Here is a 23,213-nt window from a genome sequence, read left to right as displayed (position 1 = left end):
AATGGCCGGTTCTTCCGTTTCTGTCGATCTCTCCCAGGCCATGAACACCGCACCCATTGCGTTGGGTGACTGGCTGGTCGTCGCGCCTTCGCTGATCACCATCCTGGGCGGTGCGCTGTGCCTGATGCTGCGCAAGAATACCGACTTGCAGCCCAAACTCGGGATCGGGTTTCTGGGGTTGCTGGTGGTCGCAAACCTCGCGCTGCTGATCCGGGTGCTCGATCATGGTGTGATCACCATGGTCATGGGCAGCTGGCTGCCACCGTTCGGCATTGCCTTCACCGTTGATACGCTCGGCATAACCCTGTCGCTGATTGGCTCGATCGTTGCCTTCTGCGCAGGCGTTTTCGGGGCCGCGACAGTCGATAGCACCGGTCGCAGATACGGCTTTTATCCATTTCTCCTGTTGTTGATGACAGGTGTCTGCGGCGCGTTTCTGACCGGTGATATCTTCAACCTCTATGTCTGGTTCGAGGTTCTTTTGATCTCGTCCTATGGTCTTCTGGTCCTCGGCAATGACCGGATCCAGCTTGACGGCGCGGTCAAATATGGCGTCCTGAACCTGATCGGGACGAACCTCTTCCTGATTGCCACGGGTATGCTCTACGGAATTTTCGGCACGCTCAACATGGCGGATCTCGCCTTGAAAGTGGCTGCCCTGGAAAATCCCGCGTCCGGCACTCTGGCAACGGTCGCTGCGCTCTATTTCCTGGCCTTTGCAATGAAAGCGGCAGCTTTCCCGGTCAATTTCTGGCTGCCTGCCTCCTATCATACGCCCAATGTGGTTGTGTCGGCGGTCTTCGCCGGTCTTCTTACCAAGGTCGGCGTTTATGCGCTGATCCGCATCTTCGTGCTGATCCTGCCGGCGTCCCGCGGCTATATGGCGGATGTGATTGCACTGGTCGCCATCGCCACCTTGCTGACGGGGGCCATCGGCGCGTTGGCGCAAAGCGAAGTAAGACGGCTACTCGGCTACGTGGTCATCGCCGGTATCGGGTCGATGCTTGCCGGTGTTGCCGTCGGTTCGACGCTGGCGATCTCGGGTGCCATATTTTATGCGGTCCATTCGATCATCGTCATGACGGCGCTCTATATGGCCGCAGGCATCATGAACATGATGGGCGGCTCTTACGATCTCAGGCAACTCGGCGGCCTTTATCAGAAAAGCGCTGCTTTCGCGGCCGTTTTTCTGGTGCTGGGGTTCGCCGTTTCCGGTCTGCCGCCGTTTTCCGGTTTCTGGCCCAAGGTCATCCTCGTTGATGCCGCCTTCTCCGACGGCCGGACCTGGCTCGGTGCCGCCATCCTTGTCAGCGGGTTCCTGACAACTCTGGCGATGGGCCGGGTCTGGATCTTCGCTTTCTGGCGAGGCGGCCCTGAAGGCACGACGGACGGGGAGACCGTTGCCATATCGGGCGAGACCGGCACGCAGCTTTCCGGAGCTGCGGTCTGGCTACCGCTTGGAATTCTGACCGCGCTTGTTGTCTATTTCGGTTTGCAGCCGGAATGGATGCTGGAGCTTTCAACGCAAGGGGCAAGCGGCATTGTTGAACCGCTTGGCTACCTGCGTTCAGTCTTTGGGGGCCAGGTATGACCAGTCTCTTTCTCATCAACATTCTTCTGATGCTCGCCTGGGGCGCCGTCACGGGCAGTTTTTCCGAAGTCAATCTGGCCTTCGGCTTCGTGCTGAGCTTCGGCGCGCTTTACCTCATTCGCGAACAGGTGGGCACGGCGGCTTATTTCCAGCGTGTCTCCAAAGGCGTCGGTCTGGCGGTGCTGTTCGTTTATGAACTGGTGCTGTCTGCCTGGCGGGTCGCGATCATCGTGCTGAAGCCAAAGATCGAGCTGCAGCCGGGTATCATCGCGTTTCCTCTGACAGTCGACAGGGACTTCGAAATCACGATGTTGGCCAACCTGATCACCCTGACGCCGGGCACGCTGTCCGTTGATGTGTCCGAAGACCGGAAAACGCTTTATGTGCACTGTATCGACGTTCCGGATCCGCAAGCCACGATCGATGACATCAAGAACGGTTTTGAACGCAAGATCCTGGAGGTGTTCAGATGACACCATTTGAGACCTTTTCAGGCCAGTTTCTGGATGTCTGCGTTTCCGTGTCGCTGGCTCTGCTGACTGTGTCTTTCTTCATCATCGTGGTGCGGACGGTCAAGGGCCCCAGTCTTCCGGACCGGATCGTTGCTCTGGACATGCTGGTTGCCGTCGGCATCGGCTTTATCGCCGTCATTGGCGTGTCCACAGGCTTTTATCTTTACATCGACATTGCGATTACGCTTGGTCTCGTCGGCTTTCTGGCGACGGTCGCCTTCGCACGCTTCGTGCTCAACCGCGGCCTTGCCGGGGATAAGACGATCATGGACGAAGTCGAGGAGAGCATTAAACGTCAGGAGGCGGGACAATGAACGCTGCCGTTGAAATTATCACCGGTATCATGCTGATCGTCGGTGCTTCCTTCGCATTGGTCGCTTCGATCGGCATCATCCGGCTGAAAGACGTTTACATGCGCATGCATGCGGCTTCCAAGGCCGGTACACTGGGCTCCGGTGTCATGTTGCTGGCGCTGGCAGTGCATGCGAGTGATTTGGCTGTTGTCACGCGAGCAATCGCCGGTGTGGTTTTCTTCCTGCTCACCGCCCCAATTTCGGCTCATTTATTGGCAAAAGCTGCATATGCAGCTGGTTACCGTCCGTGTGCAGATACCAAGGTTGACGCTTTGGCGAAAATTGTGCGGCCCAAAAGCTGAGTCACGATGAGAGGCAATGGTCCTGAAAGACAGATTTCCTGACAATACTATCGGTCCATTGTCAAACTTAGTGGGTTAGTGGAAGCCAATATTTGTACAATTTGACTTTTATTGCTTCTGATCGATTTTTATTTGAATTTCGGGGTTGTCGGGCAACGAAAGCAGCGATATAAGGCGGTGACGATTGCCTGCAAAGTAGAATCTTTTTGATTTCTGGGCCCGCAAGTAACTGAATTTCTCATTCCGCTTTCGGCACACATTTTTTGCAGGTAAACCACAAAGCTAATTTTGAAATCAGTAGAGAATGGGTGAAATATGACTGACAGTCCGGTGGATGCAAATCTGATTGATCTTACTGCAGACATCGTCTCAGCCTACGTGAGTAATAACACCGTAGCGTCAACAGATCTGCCAGGCCTGATCAACGAAGTTTACGGCGCGCTGCAGAAAACCGCGAGCACGTCTACCGAGCCGGAGCCGGAACCGCTGAAGCCTGCCGTGCCGGTCAAGAAGTCGGTCATGCCGGACTACATTATCTGTCTGGAAGACGGCAAGAAGTTCAAGTCGCTGAAGCGTCACCTGCGCACGCACTACAACATGACCCCGGAAGAGTACCGCGAGAAGTGGGACCTGGGTGCCGATTATCCGATGGTTGCGCCGAACTATGCGGCTGCCCGTTCGGAACTGGCCAAGAAAATGGGTCTCGGCCAGCAGCGCAAGCGCTCCAAGTAAAACGTTCAGCTTCGGTTGAGAAAAAAAGAGCTGCCCTTGGGCAGCTCTTTTTGTTTTTACGACGAAGATTTTCGAAAGCGTGTGGAGAGTGCTTACCCTAGGTCACTTTGTCGCCCGCCGGACAAGCGCAATCGAAGGCTCTCAGGCCGCTGCAATCGCTCCCTGGGCATCGCTGCGAATGCGGCCGACCATGGATCTCAGACCGTTTGAACGCTGCGGCGTCAGGTGTTCCTGCAAACCCAGTTTGGCGAAAATGGCTTCGACGTCGGTATCCAGGATATCCTTGGCGGTTTTGCCGCTGAACACAGACGTGACGATGGCTACGAGCCCCTGAACAATCAGAGCGTCGCTGTCGCCCTTGAAGCTGAGGACGGGCTCACCGTCGCTTGTCTTGTCGATTGTGGTGATCAGCCAGACCTGCGACACACAACCGCGCACCTTGTTGGCATCGCTCTTTTCGGCGTCGGAGAGATCAGGCATCTCCTTGCCGAGGTCGATGAGATATTTGTAGCGATCTTCCCAGTCGTCGAGAAAATCAAACGTCTCAAGAATGTCGCTCAGGGATGTGGTCATGGCACCGGTCTTTGAAGGTCTTGTTCGCCTTCATATAACTCGTGAGTGGCAAAGTGCAAATGCCAGCAGGTGCGGTGGCTCAGAAGAATAAAGATACGCCGCAGATGAAATGGGCAGCTTTCCATCTGCGGCGCAGCGGAACGAGCCGCTGAAGTGAAGCCGTCTTTGCGATGCTGCCGGGCAGCAGCGCTCCAGCGGGGCGCAATCGGCCGTTTTCGGATCCAGGAGGTCATAGGATCCTGAACGGCCAGTCCGCTCAGGTTTTTTGTCCTGAGCGTGGTTTGGGCCGTGGCACCGGCCCAAGGACTGTCTCTCTGGAAGAGACGTTATCGAAAACCGGTTGCCACGACGGGTTGCCGGAGAAAATCTGCCTGGCTTGCCCGGTGGGCTGAGTGCTTGTTTCACTCATATTCTGTGCGGGGGTGGACCCGGTGACCAGCTGTTCGCTTTCCGGTTTCTCGGAGATCTGTGTATCGAGAAACTCATAAACGATCCGGGCGCCGTCGCGTGCGCGGCTGCCGATCGCCGTCAGTGCATCGCCTCCCGTTTCGCAGGCTTGCGGATTGCGTCCGCAAAAGCCACCAATGTCTGACATCGTTGCCTGTGCCGCCAGGAAGGCGGACACCGGATCGATGTTTTCAACCGAAGTGTCTTCCTGATCCGACCCTAGGGGAATCAGGACGAGCACCAAGGTGAGCCAAAAGGCCGTCCTCAAGAGAAAGAACATGTCGCTACCCAATAGTCTGTTCAGTCTTGCGTGCCTTTGTGCCGTTGGCACGCTTGTTATGAAGGCACACTAGCAGTGACATGAGAATCCTCGGTTGAATGGGAAAAGCGAATTTTCATAAAATAAATCAGGTATTTAAGTCGTATTTTCTGAAATATTGATTCAAATTTTAGCCAATGGTGGTCAACTTGTTGAACGCTATGAGTTTTTCGGAAAAAAACGCAATTTGGATTCATCCTTTATCGTTCCTTAAGTGCTGCAACCGACAATGTCCCTACAAAAGGTGCGAGCGGATAATTCCGTGATTGTTTTGTGGTAGAGTAGAGTGCGTAACCTTCTGAAAAACATACAAAATATCTGGGGGCATTGGGTGGCCCGCGTGGATGGAATGATTCATCCCGACGCGGCTTCCGATCCTTTTCTTGCACCGTTGCATCGCTCGTTTCTGTTCAGCTGCTTCGCCAGCGGTGCCGCAGCGCTTGTGGTGCTGCCGTTGCATCTGGCGCTCGCCGGGGCACCTCAGGCCGCAACGCTTCTGGCACTTGCCTGGATGCTGAGCCAATGGCCTCTGGCGCTGTATCTTTCCCAGTCGGGGGCGCTCTCGAGGGCTGCAGGTTTTTCCGCTTCCCTGTTCGCTCTGTTTGTAGCTGGTGTCTGTACGGTTACCGGCGGTGCGCACTCCTTCGCACTGGCCTGGCTGCTGGTGCCGCCCGTGGAAGCTGCGCTTGCAGCGAGCCGGCGGACGGCGCTTGCCGTGACCGGGCTCTGCGGCGTTCTGGTTCTTGGTCTGACCTTTCTTCCCGTGCCTGTGTCCGCCGCATCCGGTCTGCCCGGGCTGGCGACGCCACTGGCGGTGTTGGCGGCTGTGCTCTACGTCGGGATGCTGTCGCTCCGCATTGCCCTCGACCGTTCGCTTGCGCAGAAGGTTGTTCGCGCGACGGAGGAAAAACGTCTCCAGATCAGCCAGAGCGTTTCCGACATCTATTGTGAACTCGGCCCGAACGGCGCGCTCAAGGTCATTGGTGGTCCGCTGAAGGAAGTGCTGGGCCATCTTCCGGCAGAAAGTGACGAGGACTGGCTGTTTCCGCGCCTTCACGTCGCAGACCGTCCGCTTTACCTGACCTGTCTTTCAGAAGCCCGGTTGAACAGCGTTGCCAGAACCTTCGAGGCGCGGGTGAGGATCGGCGCAAGCCGCCCAGGGGAAGCCGGGCAGGCCGACTACAGGCGGATGGAGGTGCATTTGCGCCCGGGCCGTCATAGCGGGGCGAAACCTGCAAATGCGGAAGACCTTTTGCTAACGCTCCGACCCGTTGAAATCATCGAACCGCTTGCAGCGGCTGGCGGTGAACTGTCGGCGCAGGGAAGTGCCCGTGCGGACCGTATCTCGCGCGACATGCTGGAAACTGCGGGTGTCGAAGCTTCGCAAGCTCTTGCCGACATTCTGGCGCACTCCGAACGACTGGATCGCCTTGGCCGGGAAACCGCCGATCCCGTGCTGAAGAAAGCCGTGGAAGCCTTGCGCCAAAGTGGGGAACGAGGTCTCGCCTCGTTGACGACGGCACTGGATCTGGTTCCTGCGGAAAACTCTGTCAATGAACCGGACATTGCCGGTGTGGATGTGGAGACATGCCTCAATCAATGCATGGACATGGTGGCGACAGCAGCATTGCGGCGTGGCGTATCCGTGCAGATGGCCAGCGATGTGGCGTGTCCTCCGGTGGCTGCCGACAGAAAACTGTTGCGGCAAGCGCTGTGTTTCCTTTTGGCAGACATGGTTGAAACCTCCGAGGCCGGCGCTGTGTTAAGTGTTGGTGTTCAGCTGGATGCGGGAAGCGCCGACTATGTGTTCTCGGTCAAGAACCGGCAATCGAGCCTGTGCTGGAGCACTGAAGCCTCAACGACCGTGCTCGGTCTCTCCAGGGCCCTTCTGGAACGCATGAACGGCAGCCTTACGGTTCAAACCGTTCTTGGGCAGGGTGAAAGCGTGATTGTCACCTTGCCGCTCAAGATGCAGGCGCAGCAAGACGTCGCTCAATCCACAAAGGGAACCGGGGCCGAGCGGATGGCGAGGTCGGCATAGGCAGCGGAATGGCAAGAGCAAAAAAAACGACGAAGCAGGCCAAGGCGCAGCAGGTGAAACCGTCTGAGTCCCTGATGTCCAAGGCCGGGCATATGGCGCTCGACAATCCTGTCGCGGCGGGCGGTACCGTGGTCATGGGTTTGACGGCGTGTCTGATCGTGGCAAATGCTGTCGGTCTTCAGCCAGGCCGGCACCCGGCGCCCCTGTTCACGACGCGAGATCGGCCGGATACCATGCAGTTGCCGGAACCGGATGGTAGAAGTCCGGGGCTTCAGGTGCAGGAAATCTCCACTTTGGTGCTCGATCTGCAGATCGCCCTGCGTAAGATCGGCCTGTACGAAGGGCCTTTGGACGGCCTGAACGGCCCGGCGACCGAGCGGGCCATCCGGGGATTCGAGCGTCACGCTGGGCAGATCGAGACGGGCGAGGCGACAGAAGCCCTGCTTGCCCTTGTGCTGATGCAGGGGGAAAGCCCCATGGCCAACGTTCAAGGTCCCGTGCCGCGTCCCAAACCCGGTTTCTCCGGGACGCCGAGCCAGGCTGGTGCGCAATCTCTTGACGAGGAAGCCGAGGCCGGAATTGATGTGGACCCGAAGCTGAAGAAGCTCCAGCAGGCATTGTCTGAACTTGGCTACGGCCCGCTGAAAGCGGACGGTGTCATGGGCGCCAATACGACCGCTGCCATCAGGCGTTTTGAATTTGACAGGGGGCTGCCGATGACGGGCGAACCCGGTCCCAAGGTGATCGAGCGACTGGAGATGGTCAGCGGCCGGTCGCTGTCCGGTTAGCCATGGGCAGCCCGTTGCCGTCCGCCGGTATCTGTCGTAGACCAGCGACATATTACTTTGAGCTTTATGCGGCCACACCCTAGAAGGTCGGCGTTAGCGGCAAGGGCGGGCTGAATGCGAGTCACATCTGATTTTTTTGTTAGCGCATTGGTTCGGCGCGTGTTTGGGGAAGGCGGTTTTGCCGCTGTCTCCAGGCGGGGTGCTCCGGAGGCCGGAGCCGTTTTTATCTGTGTCGATCGCCTGGACGGAAATTTCGACTTCTACGGTCCGGCTCCCCAAGCCATGTTCAGCAGCTTGCCTGATGGGCGCCTTTTCGAACAGATTTTCGAGCAGGTGGACAAGGACGTGATCGACACGCGGCTAGCGAGCGAGGCGCGGATGGACCCGGACTATTGGCTGGTGGATATCGAGGCGCGCGATGGTCAGATAGACCTGCCGCTGGCACAGGATAAGCCGGAACCCGGCGCAGACTTTTTCCGCTTTTGAAGCAGGTCTACATCCGGGCCTTCAGCCGGCAGCAAGATCGAGTTCGCGCGGCTTTTTCAGGAATGGGTCGATTTTCGGATCGTGATATCCGGTTGAGCGAGACCGGATGTCTGTCCATCCGTGGCCGTCGCATCGCGGCGCGCAGTGTCCTGATACTGTGAGCCAAGCTGTGCTGACGCCGGCTGAGCGCCCTGGTCGTGCAGGATCCACTGTCCGACCAGCACTTCCGCTGCACCCTGGCTGAGCGTGCGATAGAGGCGCAAGAGGTGGCGCAGCCTTTCCAAAGTCAGGTTTTCACCCAGCATCCTAATCAACACTGTCGTGACGGCGGCAGCCGGCATGCCGAGCGCCTTGAGTGCGACGGTCAGCCCTTCCGCCTGATCATCATGCATCAGAAGATCGCATGTGGCCTGCGGCAGTCCGAGCCCCTGGCCGAGAAGGTCTGAAAAACGGGAGCGGTGCTGCAAAAGCGCTTCGCTCATCAGGGCATCCCGCAATTTGAGCCGTGTTGTGTCCGCGCGCCTGTCGGTCGAAGATCCGGGGGCCTGAGCCTGTTTGACAAGGCTGGTCATCTCAGCCGCGGCAATCGCTTTCGATTTCAATGGAGCGGGTAAATGCAGGAACTGTCCCATGAGTCCATCCGGGTTTAGAGCATCTTGCCCTGCCAATTCTAAACCAAGAGTGGCAACGATGTCACTACGACAACTCAATTTTGCCTGGTGACCTGGTGTCAGGGTGACGTCTTCCCGGTCGAGAAGGATACGGATTACCGAGGCTCCGGCGTGTTCGCACAATTTCGTGATGACCGATTCGCGTAAGGATGGCCGGTTGGCGACGGCCTTGCGCAGGGAATCCGGCCCAGCTTCCGCGATCTTCAAAAGGAGATCCACAGAAAGCCTAGGGCTGTAACGCACTGCGGGATAGGCCGTCAGTTCGTCCTCGTCGGAGGCGAGCTGGAACAGGAGGTCATCCGGTATCTCCGGATGCGAAGCCAGAAGATTTGAAATGCGGCGTCTGTCCGGCAGGGAGGTTTTCGGCAGGAAATTGGACGCCAACTCGAGAAAAATATGTGTTTCTTCAACGTCATGACGGTGGCGACCGGCAAACAGCTCACTTGCGGCCAGAAGCACACCGCGATCATCGCCCTTGGACGACGCGGACTTGGTGGAAAAAGAGGAATTCGGCACAGGCTGACTGAAATGTTGGGTTTGGCGCATGACACCCGTCTACAAAATACAAAAGACCGGACCACCGGAGGAACTTGCTTCGTTCAAATTGCAGGAAAAGCGTTAGCATGCTGTTAACCCTGACGGCTTCTTAATGAAGAGCAGGAAGTAATGCGTCGCCCGTTTGACCGTTCCCGGTCGGTAATACACCGTCAGGGGAGATCGGAACCGAAGGAGGAGACGATGGGCAACTTGTTGGACTTTACATCAGCTCAACGCCCCACAGCACGTGTGGGCTGCCGTTCCAATCAGCGCCGAATATCGAGTTCGGAGACCTTTGGAGAAGTTATCCTCTTTCCAGGTGTCCGGATCGAGCGCCACGACCTTGATCTTGCCGCACGAATCGCGACCATCGGAAAAGCGGCCGGACCTGCTGGCTCAGACAAGGACTGACGGTCCCTGCTTCTCCAGCCGCGCAGGAGAAATTTCTTTTTAGCGGCCTGGAGAAACGCCCGATGGGCAGAGGCAAAGCGGATCATTCCGCCACCGCATCCCTTGCGGAGAGCGGTTGCAGATCAGGGCAGGGGGCCATCGCCGCGGCTGCCCTGCTGATTGCCGTCGTCCTCGGCGCCTGCACGCGTCCGACTGGAGATTTCGACCGGGCACGGCCATCTGTCATTCATGACAAGGTCATGCCCGCTGCCGGCGATGAGGCGGCGCGCCTTCGGGGAGACCCGGTTTCCAAATTCAATTACACCAATGATGAAAAGCTGCTGCGCAATCGCGGCTGGACGCTGATCCGTCCGCCCTGGACGAAGGACTGGATCGGCGGAACCATGGTTGAACTGTCACGCACACGCGTGCTGCCGGAGGTGGAGGGGCGTGTGCCGCCAGACCTCTATCTGATCTATTTGCGATCGGACAAATTTCAGTCTTCCGATGCCCGCTACGACAAGATTGCCGCCGATGCGTCCGGCGACGCGGAACTGGTCATGCCCTTTTGTGAAGTTGCCCTGCGTGTGAAGGCCGCAGATGATGAGCGCCTGCGCGTTTTGCAGAACAAGCCGGTCAAGTCCGAAGAGACCTATGACGGTGCCAAGGCCCGTGTCTGGGAAAACCGCGTAATGATCAAATGGGTTGGCCAGGCGTTGCGCTATCGGATCATCGCTTACAAGAAGGCCCTCGACGGGCTGGAAATCGAAACGCCGACGCGCGACCGCGTCTGGAAGGTCAACAACGCGATCCGGGAACTTGAAGGCCAGGTCCGCATTGCTGAAGTGGGTTGCGACCCGGAAAAGCGTTATGGGGACGACAAACCCGTTCGCAGGTCCCGGATTTATACAGGCTGGGGCACCGAACGCGCTCCGGTGGTAAAATAGCGCCTGAGCGAATTTGCTGTCTGAAATCAGGCCGTCTTTCAGAGGTATAATCCGCACCCGTCAAATATACCTATGTAAGAGGCCCGTCCCGTCGTGGCATTCATGTGTGGTTTTCCACAGCCCGTATGCGCGGACACCAAAAAGGTTACGCGACTTCTTTGGAATTTCTTGGGGCTCTGTTTCTCTGGAAGAAAGCGGCTAGTTCTTGTTTGGTGGGGTGAGCGTTTTCGTTAAATCAATACGATTGCGGTTCTGGTGGTCTTTTTAACAATCCACTGAGCGGACGAACTTGTTTTACTTCCTTGGCTGGATTTTTTGTACGATTGACCTGCCTTTAGGGTATGCGCGTATAAGTTTTATCTATTGCAATGCAAAAAAATGTGATCTCCATAAAAAGATGCGTTACCTCAGTTATTTAGCCTAAATTTGGACGTTTTTCCGACTAAGGAATGTCCTTTCGGAGGTTTTGAGACTTGCCGTCGCTCATGCGTCGAACTAAACCGTTCAGTTTACAGCGTGATCAGTCCCCTCGAATCTGAAGGTTGTCGAATGAGCCCGAACATCACGCTTCTCGTCAAAGAAGCGCTCTCCCATCAACATGCTGGTCGCATCGGAATTGCACTTGGCATGTTCGAGGAGGTTTTGAAGCTCGATCCAAAGAACCCGCAGGCAAATTTTTCACTTGGCATCGCAGCCTATCAGAACGGTGATATCGGCGCGGCCATTGAGATGCTTCGCAAGGCCGAGCGCAAAGCCGGAAAGCACCCGCAGGTCCATCAATTGCTCGGTCTGGCGCTCATGAACGCCGGTGACCTGGCTGGCGCGATGAAATCGTTGAAAAAGGCCGTTGCGCTTGCGCCAAAGGTGGCAGATTTTCACGCTCATCTTGGGGATCTTTATACGCTCAAGCGCCAACCTCTGCTCGCGCGCCAGAGTTTTCAGCGTGCATTGGCGATCGATCCGGAAAATGGCTATGCGATCTTGGGCATGGGGAAGCTGGATGTCACCGTCGGCCATGTCGATGAGGCGATTGGCTGGTTCGAAAAGGCCATAGCATTGGGCAAGGAGCTTCCTGCGGCGCTTCAAAACCTGACGATGGCACGTACCTACACGCAGGTGCCGGCCGAGTTGGGCAGGATTGAGGACTTGCTGAAATCGGCAAGCACGTTGCCCGAGCCGGAACTGGCGCAGCTGCACTGGGCTGCCGGCAAGATCCATTACGACCTGGGCGATACGCCAACCGCCGCGCAGCACTATCGCTCCGCGCGCCGGCTACGCTACCAATCCTTCGATCAGTCGGCTCACGAAGAACGCATCGCCTTCATGAAGGAGGTGTTTGACGAAACGTTTTTCGCGGAACGCACGGAACTTGGCGACAGCTCGGAAAAACCGGTCTTCATTTTCGGCATGCCCCGCTCGGGAACAACTCTGGCCGAGCAGATCGTCAGCCGGCATTCGCGGATCGCCAGTGGAGCAGAAATTCCCTTTTTCCGCCTGCTGCAGCAGGATCTCGGCCTGCAGAGGGCACCGAGCGCTGCGCTGGAAAGCCGGTTGAAGAGCCTCGGACCGCGTGAGTTCAAGCAATTTGCCCGGAACTATCTGGCTGAACTGAATGCAATCGACCGGCGGGCCGAGCGCGTCACCGACAAGATGCCGCATAACTTCGAAATGCTCTGGTTGATGAGCCTTCTGTTTCCGAAGGCCGCTTTCATCCATTGCGTTCGCTGCCCTGCGGACACCTGCGTTTCACTGCTGTCGCATTCGCTTTCGCCCGCGCACAACTACGCCATGACGCAGGAGACTCTGGGCAGGTATTTTCTTACCTACGACAGCCTGATGAAGCATTGGGAAAAGGTGCTTCCGGTCCGTATCCACACTCTTTCCTACGAACATCTGGTTGAGAACCAGGAGCAGGAAAGCAAAGCCCTTCTGGCATGTACAGGCATGGACTGGGAGGAGCAGTGTCTGGAGTTTTATAACGGCGACAGCCCCGTTACGACCTTCTCCAATCTGCAGGTCCGCAAACCGATGTTCCGATCTTCGATCGGGCGCTGGAAGCGTCACAAGGATGTTTTGGCTGACCTGTTCAATGCGCTTGGTCCGTTGTCTCCGCTCGAAGAAGGGCAGAAGACGCCTGGCGAAGACGCCTACGGTCAGCAGAAGTCGCTTTCGGCCGGGGCGCCGGATAATGATGTCTCGGACTTGCGAGAGGCGGGTTCACCAGCTTCGTGAACCCATGCCCTGCCATTCTTCTTGCCGGCGTTCGATGCGTGCAGATCGTCGTGCCTAAGTAGGCGGCGGGGGCGCTTAGCGAATGGAGCCGCAGCTTGCGGCCTTAAGCGCACGGTCGATGCTGTCTGCCCGGTTCGGGTGCGGCACATAGGCCCGTAGCAGCGCGAACCCGCTCAACGGTTCTTCCGTTTCAATGACGATGAGATCTTCCAGGTTTTCCGGCGGGTTTTCCCGCAGGATCGACAATTGTTCGGTGGTCAGCACCAGCATCGACAGACGCTCTGCGCCCGCCGTGCGGTTGTTGAGACTGTAGACGGCTTCTCCTGCGGCGTTGAACAGGCCGATTGACCAGAACGGCGCCGGAATGCTGGCGTCAAAGAGAACCGGCCCGTCGGCAAGCTGAAACCGGCACGCGGCGTGCTTCATGGCCGGGTCGAGATCGGGCAGAGCCTCCTCACCGGGACGGACATCGGGAAGCAGGTTGAATTGCCTGTCGGGGCCGTATGTTTCGATATTGTCATAAGCGCTGTGCAGAACGTTGTGCGGAATACTCAGTACCACCAGGATATGAATGATGGCTGCCAGACACAGCGTGGCCAGCAATCCGACAGACAGGGAAAAGCGGGAGGACAGGGTCACGGGCAGCCCAACCTCTCGATTGTGGGCATGCTGACACCATCAAGGGCGGCGCCGGTGGTGACTGGTGCGTCATAGACCCTCAAGACGAAGCGCAGACCGTCGGCAGCCCTGGCTTCACTTGCCAGCGGCAACCAGTTGCCGGAGTGGGGGCGGGTGGCGGCGGTGATGTCGAAGGTGCCGTCCGCATTTCGTAGCAAGGCGTCGCTTGCAAGGTTCACCCGGCCGGACATTGTCTTGACCAGGTGGCCGTGGCCATCAACCGCAGTCAGGGTCCAGAGCCGGGCTGACGGGGTCTGGCCCGCGATGCTGTAGACACAAGTCGGATCAAGCTCATGGCCGTTGCTGTCCTCGCGCGCGACCAGTGCCAGACCTTCGCCAGACGCCAGAGGAATGACAGCCCCCCTGGTATAGATCGCTACCGAATAGGGATCGGCCTCGGAGGTTCCGGCTTTCGGATAGGCGTGCCAGGGCCCAAGGGTGACAGCATTGAGCGGTTGTTCCCGCTCGATGATCAGATAGGCAGAGCTGATGCCCAGAAGTGAGGCCAGAACGACGACAAGAGTCACCGTGGCAATTGTGCGGAAGGGGTTGCCCCGATGCGAGCGGATGGCACGCGGAAGCTTCTCGTCATACCAGTCTGCCTCGCCGTGAGCGGGCCGGAAACCTGTATCGCTCATTGCACCGCCGCGACATCGGTGTTGGCGGACCCCGGAGCCGGCGCTGCTTCGGCGCTCTTGCGCTCAAGCAGCAGGCGCAAGTCCTGACCTATCTGCAAGAGCAGGTCCTGCGTGCGCCGTTTCAGCACCCGGGGCTGGGCGGAGTCGCCAGTGTCTGTTGCCAGTTTGGCCGGGGTCGAGCGGGACAGGCGGGGCAGGCTTTCCGGTTCGACGCCGGGCATGCGCGCCAACTCAATGCCGTTGTGGGCAAAGGCATTGTATTTCTGCCAGGCCATGGCAGGCAGACTGCCGCCCGTAACCCGGCGGGTCGAGGTGAAATCGTCATTGCCGAACCAGACGGCCGTGGCAAAGTTGCCGGTGTAGCCGACAAACCAGGCATCGCGATAAGCGTTGGTCGTGCCGGTCTTTCCGGCAGCAACCACTCCGTCGATCTGCGCCCGGCGGGCCGTGCCAGCCTCAACCACATTGACCAGAATTCCGTTCATCTCTTCCACCTTGTCCTCCGGCAGGACGCGTTCTGCAGGCGGTTCATCGCGTTCGCGACGGTAGAGGACCTCGCCGGCACTGTTCTTGATTTCAAGAACCGCGTAGGCCGGTGCCTTCATGCCGCCGTTTGCAAAGACGGAATAAGCAGAGGCCATGTCGATGACGGAGACTTCGGATGAGCCGATGGGCAGTGAGACGGAGTTTTCCAACTCGTGGGTCAGGCCCATGCGATAGGCGGTGTCGATGATCTTCTGACGGCCGAAATCCAGCGACAGGATCACAGGAATGGTATTGATGGACTTGGTAAGCGCGGTTTTCAGCGTAACGGCGCCTCGGTAGCTTCTCGAATAGTTCTTCGGCGACCAGTTGCCGATCCAGACTGGCCGGTCGGTGACAACGCTGTCTGCCGAGTAGCCGTTCATGAAGGCCGTCATGTAGACGAAGGGCTTGAAGGAGGATCCCGGCTGCCGCAGTGCGTTGACCGCACGGTTGAACTGGCTTTCGCCGTAGGAACTGCCACCGACCATGGCAACCACGGCTCCGTCGGGGATCATTGAAACCAGCGCCGCCGAGCTAACGTCACGTAGTTTGCCGTTTTCCCGAAGCACGGTCTCGACCGCCAGATCCGCCTGACGCTGCAGTGCTGGGTCCAATGTGGTGCGCACTGTAACGATGCGGTCGCGGGCGAGGGCCGGATAACGCCGCGCGAGTTTCTTTACCTCGTCCAGTGCCCAGTCGAGAAAATATTCCGGCAGCTGTTCCTGAGACCTGTCGACGGCAAGCGCCGGATTGCGGCGCGCGCCGATGACCTGGCCTTCGGTCAGGAATTTCGCCTGCACCATGTTGGACAGAACCTCGTTGGCACGCGCACGGGCCGCCGGCAGGTTGATGTGGGGCGCGTATTTGGTCGGCGCCTTGTAGAGACCGGCGAGCATGGCGCTTTCAGCAAGCGTCAGCTCACGCACATTCTTGTTGAAATAGAATTCGGAAGCCGCCGTCACCCCGAACACGCCGCCGCCCATGTAGGCGCGGTCGAGATAGAGCTTCAGGATCTCCTGCTTGGACAGGTTCGCCTCCAGCCACAGCGCCAAGTAGGCTTCCTTGATCTTGCGGCTCAGGCTGCGCTCGTTGGTCAGGAAGAGGTTTTTGGCGAGCTGCTGCGTCAGCGTCGACCCACCCTGGACGACACCTCCGGCCCGAGCGTTTTCCACCATGGCGCGGAAGGTGCCGAAGAAGTCGATGCCGAAATGGCTGAAGAAACGGCGGTCTTCGGTGGAAAGAGTGGCCTTGATCAGCGAATCGGGAATTTCCTCAAGCGGGACGCTGTCGTTGAGCACGATGCCACGCCGGCCGATTTCCTTGCCGAAACGGTCCAGGAATGTCACCGCGAAATCATCTGTGGTCTTCCAGTCGGCATAGCGTGTTGCCTCAAAGGCGGGCTGGGCGAAGGCCAGCACAACGATGAAACCGGCAAGGCCGTAGGTCAGGCCGTCTGACGACAGTTCGGCAAGAACGCGCCAGATGCCCTTGGCCCGGAACCGCCGCAGAAAGGCGTCATAGCCTTCGAATGTCCGGCGGATGGCTGTTCCGCTCTTCCAAAGGGCTGTGTCGATAAGGGCGTCGACCGCCAGGAAAAAGCGCCGGAACCGATTGCGCTTTCTCGGCGGTTTCTGCTCCGGCAATCTGCCGGTCTCGACGTCTTCTGACTGCGGTCTGTCCGTCACGCGAACAAGGTCTCCGGATCAAAATGGGACGGCACAAGCTAGCCGTTTTTTGGGGCCGTGCAAACAGGTCACCAGGATGACCGTTTCGGTGGTCCAGTTTACCGACATTTGTTGCAAATTCATTGAGGAAAAACAGCCCGAATTTTCGCCCGGCTTGCCCGGGGGACTGTAGCATGATAGGCGCCGGTGGTTCTTGCCCAAGAAAGGCGTGCGCGACTTCATGATTGCCGACGACACCTCACGCGAGCTTCCGTTCTGGAAAACCCGGACGCTGGAAGACATGACGCAGCCCCAGTGGGAGTCGCTTTGCGATGGCTGCGCGCGCTGCTGCCTCAACAAGCTGGAAGACTGGGACACCGGTGAGATCGTCTGGACAGACGTTGCCTGTACGCTGCTTGACGGCACCAGTTGCCGCTGCAAAGACTATGAGAACAGGGCGTCCATCGTGCCGGACTGCATTCAGCTTACACCCGGCGAGGTACGGACGCTGACATGGCTGCCGCCAACCTGCGCATACCGGCTGGTTCGCGAAGGCAAGGACCTCTACTGGTGGCATCCTCTTGTGTCGGGAGATCCGGAAACGGTCCATCAGGCAGGCATTTCCGTTCGCGGGCGGACGATACCCGAAGATGGCATGGCTCTGGAAGACTACGAGCACCATGTGGTGTTCTGGCCAGGCGAACTGCCGGAAGACGCACAGAGTTAGCCACTTTATGTTGTGAAGACTGAGGCCTTTCCAGGGCCGCCTCAACCTGTCTCATTGCCTGAGCAGGAAAGCCTCGACATGGCGTCGGAGCCGATGCTCCAGATCTGATTTGTCGGTCAACTGATGGCTCTTGATAAGAATTGCCCCGTGGATCATGAAGGCGATCAGCCCATCGACCATTTCCTTTGGTGACCGGTCCTTTCGCAGTTCTGGCTTCAAGCCGGGCTCCTGCTGCCAGAAAGTCAGAAATTCTTCCAACTCTGCATCCAGCGCATCCAGCGTCTCGACGAATTCAGCGGCGCAATTGGGTTTGGTAACACCAATATTGTCCAGAAAAAGCCGGAGGATTGCCGGGCTGTCGGTGATGACCGCGATCAACGACATCATGCGTCGCAAGAGCAGACCGACCGGATCGGACATTTTCTCTGCTTGCGGCCCTTCGGTTGCCGTTGACGCGCGCAGGGCGTTCAGGCGGTCCAGCAGGACGTAGGACAAGAGACCGTCCATGTCGCCGAAATGCGAGAACACCGTTCCCTTGGCAACGCCTGCCTCCTGGGCAACCGCTTCTGCGGTGACCAGATCCAGCCCGTGTTTTTGACTGAGATCCCGGGCGGCGGCCAGAACCCGGGCGCGTGTTGCGATGCTTCGCTGCTGAGGTTTGCGTGTCATGATTTTCCGTTAAATTGACCGTGGTCAAAAAATATCTTGACGGATGCTTCGCTGAATGTCAAAAAATGACCATGGTCAATTTTGGCGTTCAGCGCCTGCAAATTCACAAGGTGAGACATGACACGGATACTGGTTTTGGAAGGACATCCCGCAAAGGACACCTTTTCGGGCGCTCTTGCGGCGGAATATGCCGATAACGCGAGCGCGGCCGGCAATGAGGTGCGCGTACGGCATCTGGCGGATCTTAACTTCGATGCGGATTTCGGAGTTTCTTCCTTCAAGGATGCAAAGCCGCTGGAACCTGACCTGGAAGCACTGTGGCAGGACATTTTGTGGTGTGAGCATTTCGTGCTGACGCATCCGCTGTGGTGGGGCGGGATGCCGGGCAAGCTGAAAGGCCTGTTTGACCGCATCCTGCTGCCGGGCATGTCCTTTCAATACGTGAAAGGCAAACCGATACCCGAACAGCTTTTGAAGGGGCGAACCGCGCAGGTTCTGGTGACTTCCGATACGCCAGGTTGGTACTTCACCTGGATCTATGGCGCAGGCATCAGAAAACAGACGGAGAAACAGATCCTCGGTTTCTGCGGTCTCAAGCCCAAGGGCTATCACATGTTCTCACCGATCCGTGGAACGGGTGACGAGGCGAAACGCAAGATGCTGGACCGGGCCGCAGCACTGGGACGCAAGGCTGCGTGACGTTGGTCCCATCCGTTGTTGCAAATCGGAAGCCATTGAACGTCTGCATCTTGATTGCGCCGAGTTCCGGCTTCCGATTGCAGCCTGTGCCGCAAAAAATGTGCGCCCAGGCTGCTTTTCGTTGAAAGTGATGAAATCGGTCTGACCAGGCGCCAATCAGCGGCTTCATGCGGCAGCTGTCATTTTTTGAACGTCAGCGACACCGTTCCCACGGTGATCCCCGCCTTCATCACCTTTGCCGTATTTTCGACTGTGTTGCGGTCCACCTGTTTCAACGTATCATCGAAGCGAAGCAGCAAGGGGCCGTTTTCCGTCTCGAGGCTCGCTACGTAGGAAAAACGAAGGGCGCCATTGTCGTCGGTTCGCACATTGGTCAAGCCAAGCACATCGGCTCTCTGGCCTATGTAGCGGTCTTCGGCGACTTTCTGGAAGAACCAGGTCTTCGTGTCCCGCTCACCGTCGTCATAGATGAAGTCTTCGCGAAGTCTGAGCGTAAATGTGCGCTTGTTCCAGGTTCCCGTAAGCTTGACGGTGAAGGGACGATAGACACCGGCGATCTTGCTTTCAAAGACGCCCTTGCCGATGGTTTTTCCGCGAAAGAACTCTTCCAGCACCAGGGATTTGGCCTGTGCCGGGATAGAGGTTGCGGCAGCGATGGCGAACACGAACAGGAGCAGATATCGACGGGCGCGGGTCATGACGGGCAGAGCCTCCTTCAGGAAAATCTGCCCAACTTACGCAAACCGGTGCTCTTCGGATCTTGTAGCTAGCTTGCGAAGCGTTTTTTAAAGGTTGGAACAGGATCGCCGGGGGCCGGTGAGGCGTTATAGACGCCGCGCGCGATGGCACGGGCCAGGCACGAGGCGGCTGCGGCTCCAAGCTGAACCATGTCCTCCAGGCCGTTTTCCATCCGGCGCTGACCGGTGGACAGCGCAAAGACAAGATCGCCATCCAGCGGCGTATGCGCCGGCCACAGGGCGCGGGCAAGACCGTCATGCGCCATAACTGCAAGCCGCTTCGCTTCGCCCTTCGTCAAAATGGCATCGGTCGCCACTGCGGCTATCGTGGTGTTGGCACCGGCCTTGAGGCCGTCCAGTTTGGTACGGACGGAAATCGCGTCCTGCGGCAGCGGGTGGGCCATGCCCAGGCCACCGAACTCGTCGCCGATTTCAAACGGTGCTGCCCAGAAGTGGGCATTGTCGCCGACAGTTGCCCGCCCAAGTGCGTTCACACCGACAATGGCTCCCACCGTGACGCCATTGTCCAGCACATGGGAGGCCGAGCCGAGGCCGCCTTTCAGATTGGCAGTGGTGGCGCCGGTTCCTGCCCCGACGGAGCCCAGGGAAAAGTCGTGGCCGATGGCGTCGAGAGCCGAGCGGCCCAGGTCCCTATAGGGGGCCGCCTGGCCCCAGCTTTTGTCACCGCCGTTCAGAAGATCGAACAATATGGCGGTGGGAACAATCGGCACGCGGACGGGGCCGACCTGAAAGCCGTAGCCGAGTTCGGCAAGGCGGCCCTGGACACCCGCGCCTGCATCCAGGCCAAAGGCGGACCCGCCGGCCAGGACGATGGCATCAATCTTCTCAACAGTCTGTTCAGGCTCCAGCAGCGCGATTTCGCGGGTGCCCGGTGCACCACCGTGAATGGCAACGGACGCGACCGCCGGTTCGTCAGGAACGAGCACGGTTGCCCCGGATTTCAGCTCAAGATCGGTGGCATTGCCGACCTTGAGGCCCGGAACATCGGTGATCAGATTGCGTAAACCGGGCATGAACTGACGGTCCTTGGTTGAAGGTTGGCGTTTGGGAGTTTGAGGGGCTGGGCGTCAGGTGTCGAGGCTTTTGTAGCCTCGGCGAACGTAAAGAAGAGATTTGCCCGGATCGGTCATTCGCAGGTCGATCACGGTGCCGACAATGATCGAATGCGTACCCATTTCCGTAACAGAATATACCTCACAATCGACGCTGAGGCGGGCGCTGTCGAGGGCCGGGCATCCGGTCGCCAGAGTTGTCCACGCCGCCTTTTCGAACCGCTGGGGCATCTCCAGCTTGTCGCGTCCGGCAAAGGCGTCGGATATTGCCTCATGATCATCGCTGAGCGTGTTGAGGCAGAATCTGCGGTTTTCAAGAACAGCGGCGTGGATGCGTGTTTTTTTGTTCAGGCAAACCAGGATACTGGCCGGTTCGTCGCTGACCGAACATGCCGCAGAAACGGTTGCACCGATGCGGCCGCCCGGGCCATCGGTGGTTACCACATGAACGGCCGTTGCAATTCGGCTCATGGCCTCCCGGAAAATCTCGGTCTCCAGCGGAAGCCTGTCCGGATCATCGGGGCCTGAAGAAGTTGGCGACATCAAGTCGGTTCCTGAGTGGCTCAGCGGGGAATCATTCGTCTTTCGGACGCGGACCGGAGTTTAGGCGGCCATGGATAGGATGCCTAGACCATGCCGCCTTCAACGGGGGACAGACTGGGTATCAGATGCCGCAACTTTGGGACCTCGCAACTTCGATGAAAGACCATTTGCGCAGCAGCGATAGCAGATCTTCGGATCGAACATTCTCCGTCTGATATGGGGCAGGGGGGCAGCATTTGCCACCTGCGCTGCAAGTGCGCATTGAGCTGCAGGGCCCGCCGCGCTAGGGGTAGAGAGCAATCATCGAAGTTTGGGGACATGAATGACCTTTCAGCAGCTTCTGGCCAGCTTTGGCCTTCTTGCTTTTGGCGTTGTCGTCGCGACACCTGCTGCTGCCGACATCCGGATCGCGGTTGCCGGACCGATGAAAGGACAGTTCGCAGCTTTCGGCGAAGAGATGCGCATCGGTGCGGAAAGGGCGGTTGCCGACCTGAATGCGGCCGGCGGCGTGAACGGCAAGACGGTGGTGCTGGAAGTCGCCGATGATGGTTGCGACGCGGATCAGGCGGCCGCTGTCGCCAACCAGCTTATCGGCAAAGGCGTCGTCTTCGTTGCAGGTCATCTTTGCTTCAACAGTTCGATTGCAGCCAGCGAAGTCTATGCCGGTGGGGGCATTGTCCAGATCTCACCGGCAACAACGCTGCCGAAGTTCACCGACGAACGGCCAGGTGAGGGGACTTTTCGTCTGGCCCCCAGAGACGACCGGCAAGCGGACGTGGCAGCCAGATTTCTCGTCAACGAGTTCGGCGACCGGCGGATTGCCCTGCTGCACGACAAGACAGCTTACGGCATTGGACTTACCGATGCGGTGAAGGCTGCCCTCAACGAGCTTGGTACCAGTGAAAGCATGTCACTCGGATTTGACGCTGGCGGTGATGACTTCCGTACCCTGGTGTCGCAGCTCAAGCTTCAGGCTGTCGATGTTGTCTATCTGGGTGGGTACCATCCGGAAGCGGGGCTTATCAAACTGGAGATGGCACGCCAGGGGCTGGATGCGGTTCTGATGGCCGGAGATGCGCTGATGACGGACGATTATTGGTCCGTGACTGGCAACGCGGGCAACGGAACCTTGCTGACCTATCCGGAGATCCCCCGTGACCGACCGCAAGCGCAGGATCTCGTTGCGGCCTTGGAAGAAGCCGGACTTTCTGCCGACCGTTTCACCCTGACGACATATGCCGCAATTCAAGCCTGGGCTCAGGCGGTGGAGGCCGCCGGGAACGCGGCCCTGCCGGACGTTGCGAGCGCCTTGAATGAGGGAACCTTCGATACGGTGATTGGAGACGTTACGTTCAATGAAAACGGCGACAGCAACTTGCCGGATTATATCGTCTACCAGTGGCAGGGCGGGATGCCGCAAGCGCGGTGAGCTTTGCACAAACTGGAAGAGCACGCGGCCCGCTCAGGGCGCGTGCTTCTCCAGACTCAAATCAAACGACCGCGCTCAGGTGCGTGATCCGGTACCGCTGATCTTGAGGTTGACCTTGTCGGCGTAGATCGGCAGTCCGGCTTCCATGCCGTAAAGGCTTCGGAAAAAGCCACCCGACACCTCAAAACCGACCTGACCGTTGGCCTTGCCGTCGGTAATCGTCACGGAAAGCTTGGTGCGTTTCTGCTGTCCACGAAGGTTCAACACACCTTCCACGTCTGCGGTGTTCTGACCGGTTATCTGCACCCGGGTGCTCTGGAACGTCGCAACCGGGTATTGGGCGACATCGAACATGGCCGAACTCTTCAGAAAACCAGTGACCCTGTCGTTGTTCGTCTGAACGCTTCTCAGGTCAACTTTCACGACGACGCGGCTCTTTTCCGGGTGGTTCTGATCAAGTGTCATTTTGCCGGAGACGGTCTTGAATTCTCCCGTAACCGCTTTGCCACCCAGCACCCGCACAGAAAAGCCGGTGGCAAGTTTTGCCGGTGAAAGCATGTAAGTGCCTGTCAGCGTCCCGGCGAAAGCTGGCAGCGGGGCTGATGCGAGCGCGAGCAGGCAGGCGAAGGTTGCCGCGGTTTTACGAAGTGGGCTCTTGAAGCCACGTGACATTGCAAAGGTTTGGGTCATTCCATAAGTCCTTGAACAAGCTGAGCGAAGTAATTGGTGCGGCAATCAATGGTCCGCAAATGTCTAGAGTTTGGGCCCTTCGGCGCCATGGGTGCAGTATGTCATTCTGCTGCGCCAGGCATGGTGACGGTCGTCACAGGCAAAACCCTGATCGCAGACCGGACGCACCGCTGCTTGAAGTCAACAGACCGGCAAACCGTATTGGCGTACGGAACTGGAG

At 58.3% G+C, this 23,213-nt stretch carries 24 protein-coding genes; 13 read left to right on the top strand and 11 right to left on the bottom strand.

Annotation, left to right across the window (positions count from 1 at the left end; translation table 11 throughout):
* Position 1 precedes the first annotated feature (1 nt).
* From AC2A6O_RS12060 to AC2A6O_RS12040, 5 genes are all read left to right on the top strand, one after another.
* A complete protein-coding gene (locus AC2A6O_RS12060; protein WP_148586473.1) occupies positions 2 to 1,591 on the top strand; it encodes a Na+/H+ antiporter subunit D in 1,590 nt (529 codons plus the stop codon).
* Positions 1,588 to 2,064, top strand: a complete 477-nt coding sequence (locus AC2A6O_RS12055) for a Na+/H+ antiporter subunit E (protein WP_498927276.1) — start codon at positions 1,588 to 1,590, stop codon at positions 2,062 to 2,064. Before AC2A6O_RS12060 ends, AC2A6O_RS12055 begins: the two co-directional genes overlap by 4 nt.
* A complete protein-coding gene (locus tag AC2A6O_RS12050) occupies positions 2,061 to 2,417 on the top strand; it encodes a cation:proton antiporter (protein WP_148586475.1) in 357 nt (118 codons plus the stop codon). The genes AC2A6O_RS12055 and AC2A6O_RS12050 overlap by 4 nt, the downstream gene beginning before the upstream one ends.
* On the top strand, positions 2,414 to 2,758 hold the full coding sequence (gene mnhG, locus AC2A6O_RS12045) for a monovalent cation/H(+) antiporter subunit G (RefSeq protein WP_148586476.1): 345 nt from the start codon (positions 2,414 to 2,416) through the stop codon (positions 2,756 to 2,758). The genes AC2A6O_RS12050 and mnhG overlap by 4 nt, the downstream gene beginning before the upstream one ends.
* A gap of 315 nt (positions 2,759 to 3,073) precedes the next feature.
* Positions 3,074 to 3,490, top strand: a complete 417-nt coding sequence (locus AC2A6O_RS12040) for a Ros/MucR family transcriptional regulator (protein WP_148586477.1) — start codon at positions 3,074 to 3,076, stop codon at positions 3,488 to 3,490.
* 141 nt (positions 3,491 to 3,631) lie between these two features.
* Here AC2A6O_RS12040 and AC2A6O_RS12035 read toward each other — a convergent pair whose 3' ends face one another.
* Both AC2A6O_RS12035 and AC2A6O_RS12030 read right to left on the bottom strand, forming a co-directional pair.
* Positions 3,632 to 4,063, bottom strand: a complete 432-nt coding sequence (locus AC2A6O_RS12035; RefSeq protein ID WP_498927273.1) for a SufE family protein — start codon at positions 4,061 to 4,063, stop codon at positions 3,632 to 3,634.
* A 256-nt stretch (positions 4,064 to 4,319) separates the two neighbouring features.
* Positions 4,320 to 4,790 carry a DUF5330 domain-containing protein gene (locus AC2A6O_RS12030; RefSeq protein ID WP_498927271.1) on the bottom strand — a complete coding sequence of 157 codons (471 nt, stop codon included), beginning with the start codon at positions 4,788 to 4,790 and terminating at the stop codon, positions 4,320 to 4,322.
* Between the two features lie 379 nt (positions 4,791 to 5,169).
* Between AC2A6O_RS12030 and AC2A6O_RS12025 the strand changes: the two genes are divergently transcribed.
* From AC2A6O_RS12025 to AC2A6O_RS12015, 3 genes are all read left to right on the top strand, one after another.
* Complete coding sequence (locus AC2A6O_RS12025; protein ID WP_498927269.1) at positions 5,170 to 6,870, top strand: sensor histidine kinase; 1,701 nt, start codon at positions 5,170 to 5,172, stop codon at positions 6,868 to 6,870.
* Between the two features lie 8 nt (positions 6,871 to 6,878).
* The gene (locus tag AC2A6O_RS12020) at positions 6,879 to 7,658 is read left to right on the top strand and encodes a peptidoglycan-binding domain-containing protein (RefSeq protein WP_148586481.1); all 780 of its coding nucleotides are present in this window, start codon (positions 6,879 to 6,881) and stop codon (positions 7,656 to 7,658) included.
* Positions 7,659 to 7,772: 114 nt separating this feature from the next.
* Positions 7,773 to 8,144: a DUF1491 family protein gene (locus tag AC2A6O_RS12015; RefSeq protein ID WP_498927266.1), complete on the top strand. Its 372-nt coding sequence runs from the start codon at positions 7,773 to 7,775 to the stop codon at positions 8,142 to 8,144.
* A 56-nt stretch (positions 8,145 to 8,200) separates the two neighbouring features.
* Here AC2A6O_RS12015 and AC2A6O_RS12010 read toward each other — a convergent pair whose 3' ends face one another.
* Positions 8,201 to 9,361, bottom strand: a complete 1,161-nt coding sequence (locus AC2A6O_RS12010; RefSeq protein WP_498927264.1) for a DUF2336 domain-containing protein — start codon at positions 9,359 to 9,361, stop codon at positions 8,201 to 8,203.
* A gap of 464 nt (positions 9,362 to 9,825) precedes the next feature.
* Between AC2A6O_RS12010 and AC2A6O_RS12005 the strand changes: the two genes are divergently transcribed.
* Positions 9,826 to 10,689 (top strand): hypothetical protein, encoded by an 864-nt coding sequence (locus AC2A6O_RS12005; RefSeq protein WP_498927262.1) that lies wholly within the window; start codon positions 9,826 to 9,828, stop codon positions 10,687 to 10,689.
* A 549-nt stretch (positions 10,690 to 11,238) separates the two neighbouring features.
* Entirely contained in the window at positions 11,239 to 12,921 is a 1,683-nt protein-coding gene (locus tag AC2A6O_RS12000; protein WP_498927260.1) for a tetratricopeptide repeat-containing sulfotransferase family protein, read from the top strand.
* Positions 12,922 to 12,996: 75 nt separating this feature from the next.
* Here AC2A6O_RS12000 and AC2A6O_RS11995 read toward each other — a convergent pair whose 3' ends face one another.
* The 3 genes from AC2A6O_RS11995 to AC2A6O_RS11985 are packed head-to-tail and all read right to left on the bottom strand — an operon-like array spanning position 12,997 to position 16,447.
* Positions 12,997 to 13,560: a DUF1254 domain-containing protein gene (locus tag AC2A6O_RS11995; RefSeq protein WP_148586487.1), complete on the bottom strand. Its 564-nt coding sequence runs from the start codon at positions 13,558 to 13,560 to the stop codon at positions 12,997 to 12,999.
* Positions 13,557 to 14,237: a DUF1214 domain-containing protein gene (locus AC2A6O_RS11990; RefSeq protein ID WP_148586488.1), complete on the bottom strand. Its 681-nt coding sequence runs from the start codon at positions 14,235 to 14,237 to the stop codon at positions 13,557 to 13,559. The genes AC2A6O_RS11995 and AC2A6O_RS11990 overlap by 4 nt, the downstream gene beginning before the upstream one ends.
* Positions 14,234 to 16,447 carry a transglycosylase domain-containing protein gene (locus AC2A6O_RS11985; RefSeq protein ID WP_498927257.1) on the bottom strand — a complete coding sequence of 738 codons (2,214 nt, stop codon included), beginning with the start codon at positions 16,445 to 16,447 and terminating at the stop codon, positions 14,234 to 14,236. The genes AC2A6O_RS11990 and AC2A6O_RS11985 overlap by 4 nt, the downstream gene beginning before the upstream one ends.
* 220 nt (positions 16,448 to 16,667) lie before the next feature.
* Between AC2A6O_RS11985 and AC2A6O_RS11980 the strand changes: the two genes are divergently transcribed.
* A complete protein-coding gene (locus AC2A6O_RS11980) occupies positions 16,668 to 17,153 on the top strand; it encodes a YcgN family cysteine cluster protein (RefSeq protein WP_498927984.1) in 486 nt (161 codons plus the stop codon).
* 51 nt (positions 17,154 to 17,204) lie between these two features.
* Here the strand turns inward: AC2A6O_RS11980 and AC2A6O_RS11975 are convergent, their stop codons facing one another.
* On the bottom strand, positions 17,205 to 17,822 hold the full coding sequence (locus tag AC2A6O_RS11975; RefSeq protein ID WP_498927255.1) for a TetR/AcrR family transcriptional regulator: 618 nt from the start codon (positions 17,820 to 17,822) through the stop codon (positions 17,205 to 17,207).
* A gap of 117 nt (positions 17,823 to 17,939) precedes the next feature.
* Between AC2A6O_RS11975 and AC2A6O_RS11970 the strand changes: the two genes are divergently transcribed.
* Complete coding sequence (locus AC2A6O_RS11970) at positions 17,940 to 18,521, top strand: NAD(P)H-dependent oxidoreductase (RefSeq protein ID WP_498927253.1); 582 nt, start codon at positions 17,940 to 17,942, stop codon at positions 18,519 to 18,521.
* 179 nt (positions 18,522 to 18,700) lie between these two features.
* On the opposite strand, the gene AC2A6O_RS11965 is transcribed toward AC2A6O_RS11970, so the two are convergent.
* The 3 genes from AC2A6O_RS11965 to AC2A6O_RS11955 form a co-directional block, all read right to left on the bottom strand.
* The gene (locus AC2A6O_RS11965; RefSeq protein ID WP_148586493.1) at positions 18,701 to 19,219 is read right to left on the bottom strand and encodes a DUF3833 family protein; all 519 of its coding nucleotides are present in this window, start codon (positions 19,217 to 19,219) and stop codon (positions 18,701 to 18,703) included.
* A gap of 68 nt (positions 19,220 to 19,287) precedes the next feature.
* On the bottom strand, positions 19,288 to 20,292 hold the full coding sequence (locus AC2A6O_RS11960; RefSeq protein WP_498927251.1) for a P1 family peptidase: 1,005 nt from the start codon (positions 20,290 to 20,292) through the stop codon (positions 19,288 to 19,290).
* Positions 20,293 to 20,346: 54 nt separating this feature from the next.
* Positions 20,347 to 20,874, bottom strand: a complete 528-nt coding sequence (locus AC2A6O_RS11955) for a flavin reductase (protein ID WP_498927249.1) — start codon at positions 20,872 to 20,874, stop codon at positions 20,347 to 20,349.
* 322 nt (positions 20,875 to 21,196) lie between these two features.
* On the opposite strand from AC2A6O_RS11955, the gene AC2A6O_RS11950 reads away from it, so the two are divergent.
* The gene (locus tag AC2A6O_RS11950) at positions 21,197 to 22,303 is read left to right on the top strand and encodes a branched-chain amino acid ABC transporter substrate-binding protein (protein ID WP_498927247.1); all 1,107 of its coding nucleotides are present in this window, start codon (positions 21,197 to 21,199) and stop codon (positions 22,301 to 22,303) included.
* Between the two features lie 75 nt (positions 22,304 to 22,378).
* Here the strand turns inward: AC2A6O_RS11950 and AC2A6O_RS11945 are convergent, their stop codons facing one another.
* On the bottom strand, positions 22,379 to 22,993 hold the full coding sequence (locus tag AC2A6O_RS11945) for a YceI family protein (RefSeq protein WP_498927245.1): 615 nt from the start codon (positions 22,991 to 22,993) through the stop codon (positions 22,379 to 22,381).
* Between the last annotated feature and the right edge of the window lie 220 nt (positions 22,994 to 23,213).

The organism is Labrenzia sp. ATLA3, assembly GCF_057180185.1.
This window is presented reverse-complemented; position numbering and strand designations above follow the sequence as displayed.

Bases quoted from the DNA above. Each gene is read 5' to 3' on its own strand.
- AC2A6O_RS11950 (WP_498927247.1), top strand. From the start codon at position 21,197: ATGACCTTTCAGCAGCTTCTGGCCAGCTTTGGCCTTCTTGCTTTTGGC.
- AC2A6O_RS12030 (WP_498927271.1), bottom strand. From the start codon at position 4,790: ATGTTCTTTCTCTTGAGGACGGCCTTTTGGCTCACCTTGGTGCTCGTC.
- mnhG (WP_148586476.1), top strand. From the start codon at position 2,414: ATGAACGCTGCCGTTGAAATTATCACCGGTATCATGCTGATCGTCGGT.
- AC2A6O_RS11980 (WP_498927984.1), top strand. From the start codon at position 16,668: ATGATTGCCGACGACACCTCACGCGAGCTTCCGTTCTGGAAAACCCGG.
- AC2A6O_RS12005 (WP_498927262.1), top strand. From the start codon at position 9,826: ATGGGCAGAGGCAAAGCGGATCATTCCGCCACCGCATCCCTTGCGGAG.
- AC2A6O_RS12020 (WP_148586481.1), top strand. From the start codon at position 6,879: ATGGCAAGAGCAAAAAAAACGACGAAGCAGGCCAAGGCGCAGCAGGTG.
- AC2A6O_RS12000 (WP_498927260.1), top strand. From the start codon at position 11,239: ATGAGCCCGAACATCACGCTTCTCGTCAAAGAAGCGCTCTCCCATCAA.
- AC2A6O_RS11970 (WP_498927253.1), top strand. From the start codon at position 17,940: ATGACACGGATACTGGTTTTGGAAGGACATCCCGCAAAGGACACCTTT.
- AC2A6O_RS12050 (WP_148586475.1), top strand. From the start codon at position 2,061: ATGACACCATTTGAGACCTTTTCAGGCCAGTTTCTGGATGTCTGCGTT.
- AC2A6O_RS12060 (WP_148586473.1), top strand. From the start codon at position 2: ATGGCCGGTTCTTCCGTTTCTGTCGATCTCTCCCAGGCCATGAACACC.
- AC2A6O_RS11975 (WP_498927255.1), bottom strand. From the start codon at position 17,822: ATGACACGCAAACCTCAGCAGCGAAGCATCGCAACACGCGCCCGGGTT.
- AC2A6O_RS11955 (WP_498927249.1), bottom strand. From the start codon at position 20,874: ATGTCGCCAACTTCTTCAGGCCCCGATGATCCGGACAGGCTTCCGCTG.
- AC2A6O_RS12035 (WP_498927273.1), bottom strand. From the start codon at position 4,063: ATGACCACATCCCTGAGCGACATTCTTGAGACGTTTGATTTTCTCGAC.
- AC2A6O_RS12055 (WP_498927276.1), top strand. From the start codon at position 1,588: ATGACCAGTCTCTTTCTCATCAACATTCTTCTGATGCTCGCCTGGGGC.
- AC2A6O_RS12015 (WP_498927266.1), top strand. From the start codon at position 7,773: ATGCGAGTCACATCTGATTTTTTTGTTAGCGCATTGGTTCGGCGCGTG.
- AC2A6O_RS11965 (WP_148586493.1), bottom strand. From the start codon at position 19,219: ATGACCCGCGCCCGTCGATATCTGCTCCTGTTCGTGTTCGCCATCGCT.
- AC2A6O_RS11990 (WP_148586488.1), bottom strand. From the start codon at position 14,237: ATGAGCGATACAGGTTTCCGGCCCGCTCACGGCGAGGCAGACTGGTAT.
- AC2A6O_RS12010 (WP_498927264.1), bottom strand. From the start codon at position 9,361: ATGCGCCAAACCCAACATTTCAGTCAGCCTGTGCCGAATTCCTCTTTT.
- AC2A6O_RS12040 (WP_148586477.1), top strand. From the start codon at position 3,074: ATGACTGACAGTCCGGTGGATGCAAATCTGATTGATCTTACTGCAGAC.
- AC2A6O_RS11960 (WP_498927251.1), bottom strand. From the start codon at position 20,292: ATGCCCGGTTTACGCAATCTGATCACCGATGTTCCGGGCCTCAAGGTC.
- AC2A6O_RS11945 (WP_498927245.1), bottom strand. From the start codon at position 22,993: ATGACCCAAACCTTTGCAATGTCACGTGGCTTCAAGAGCCCACTTCGT.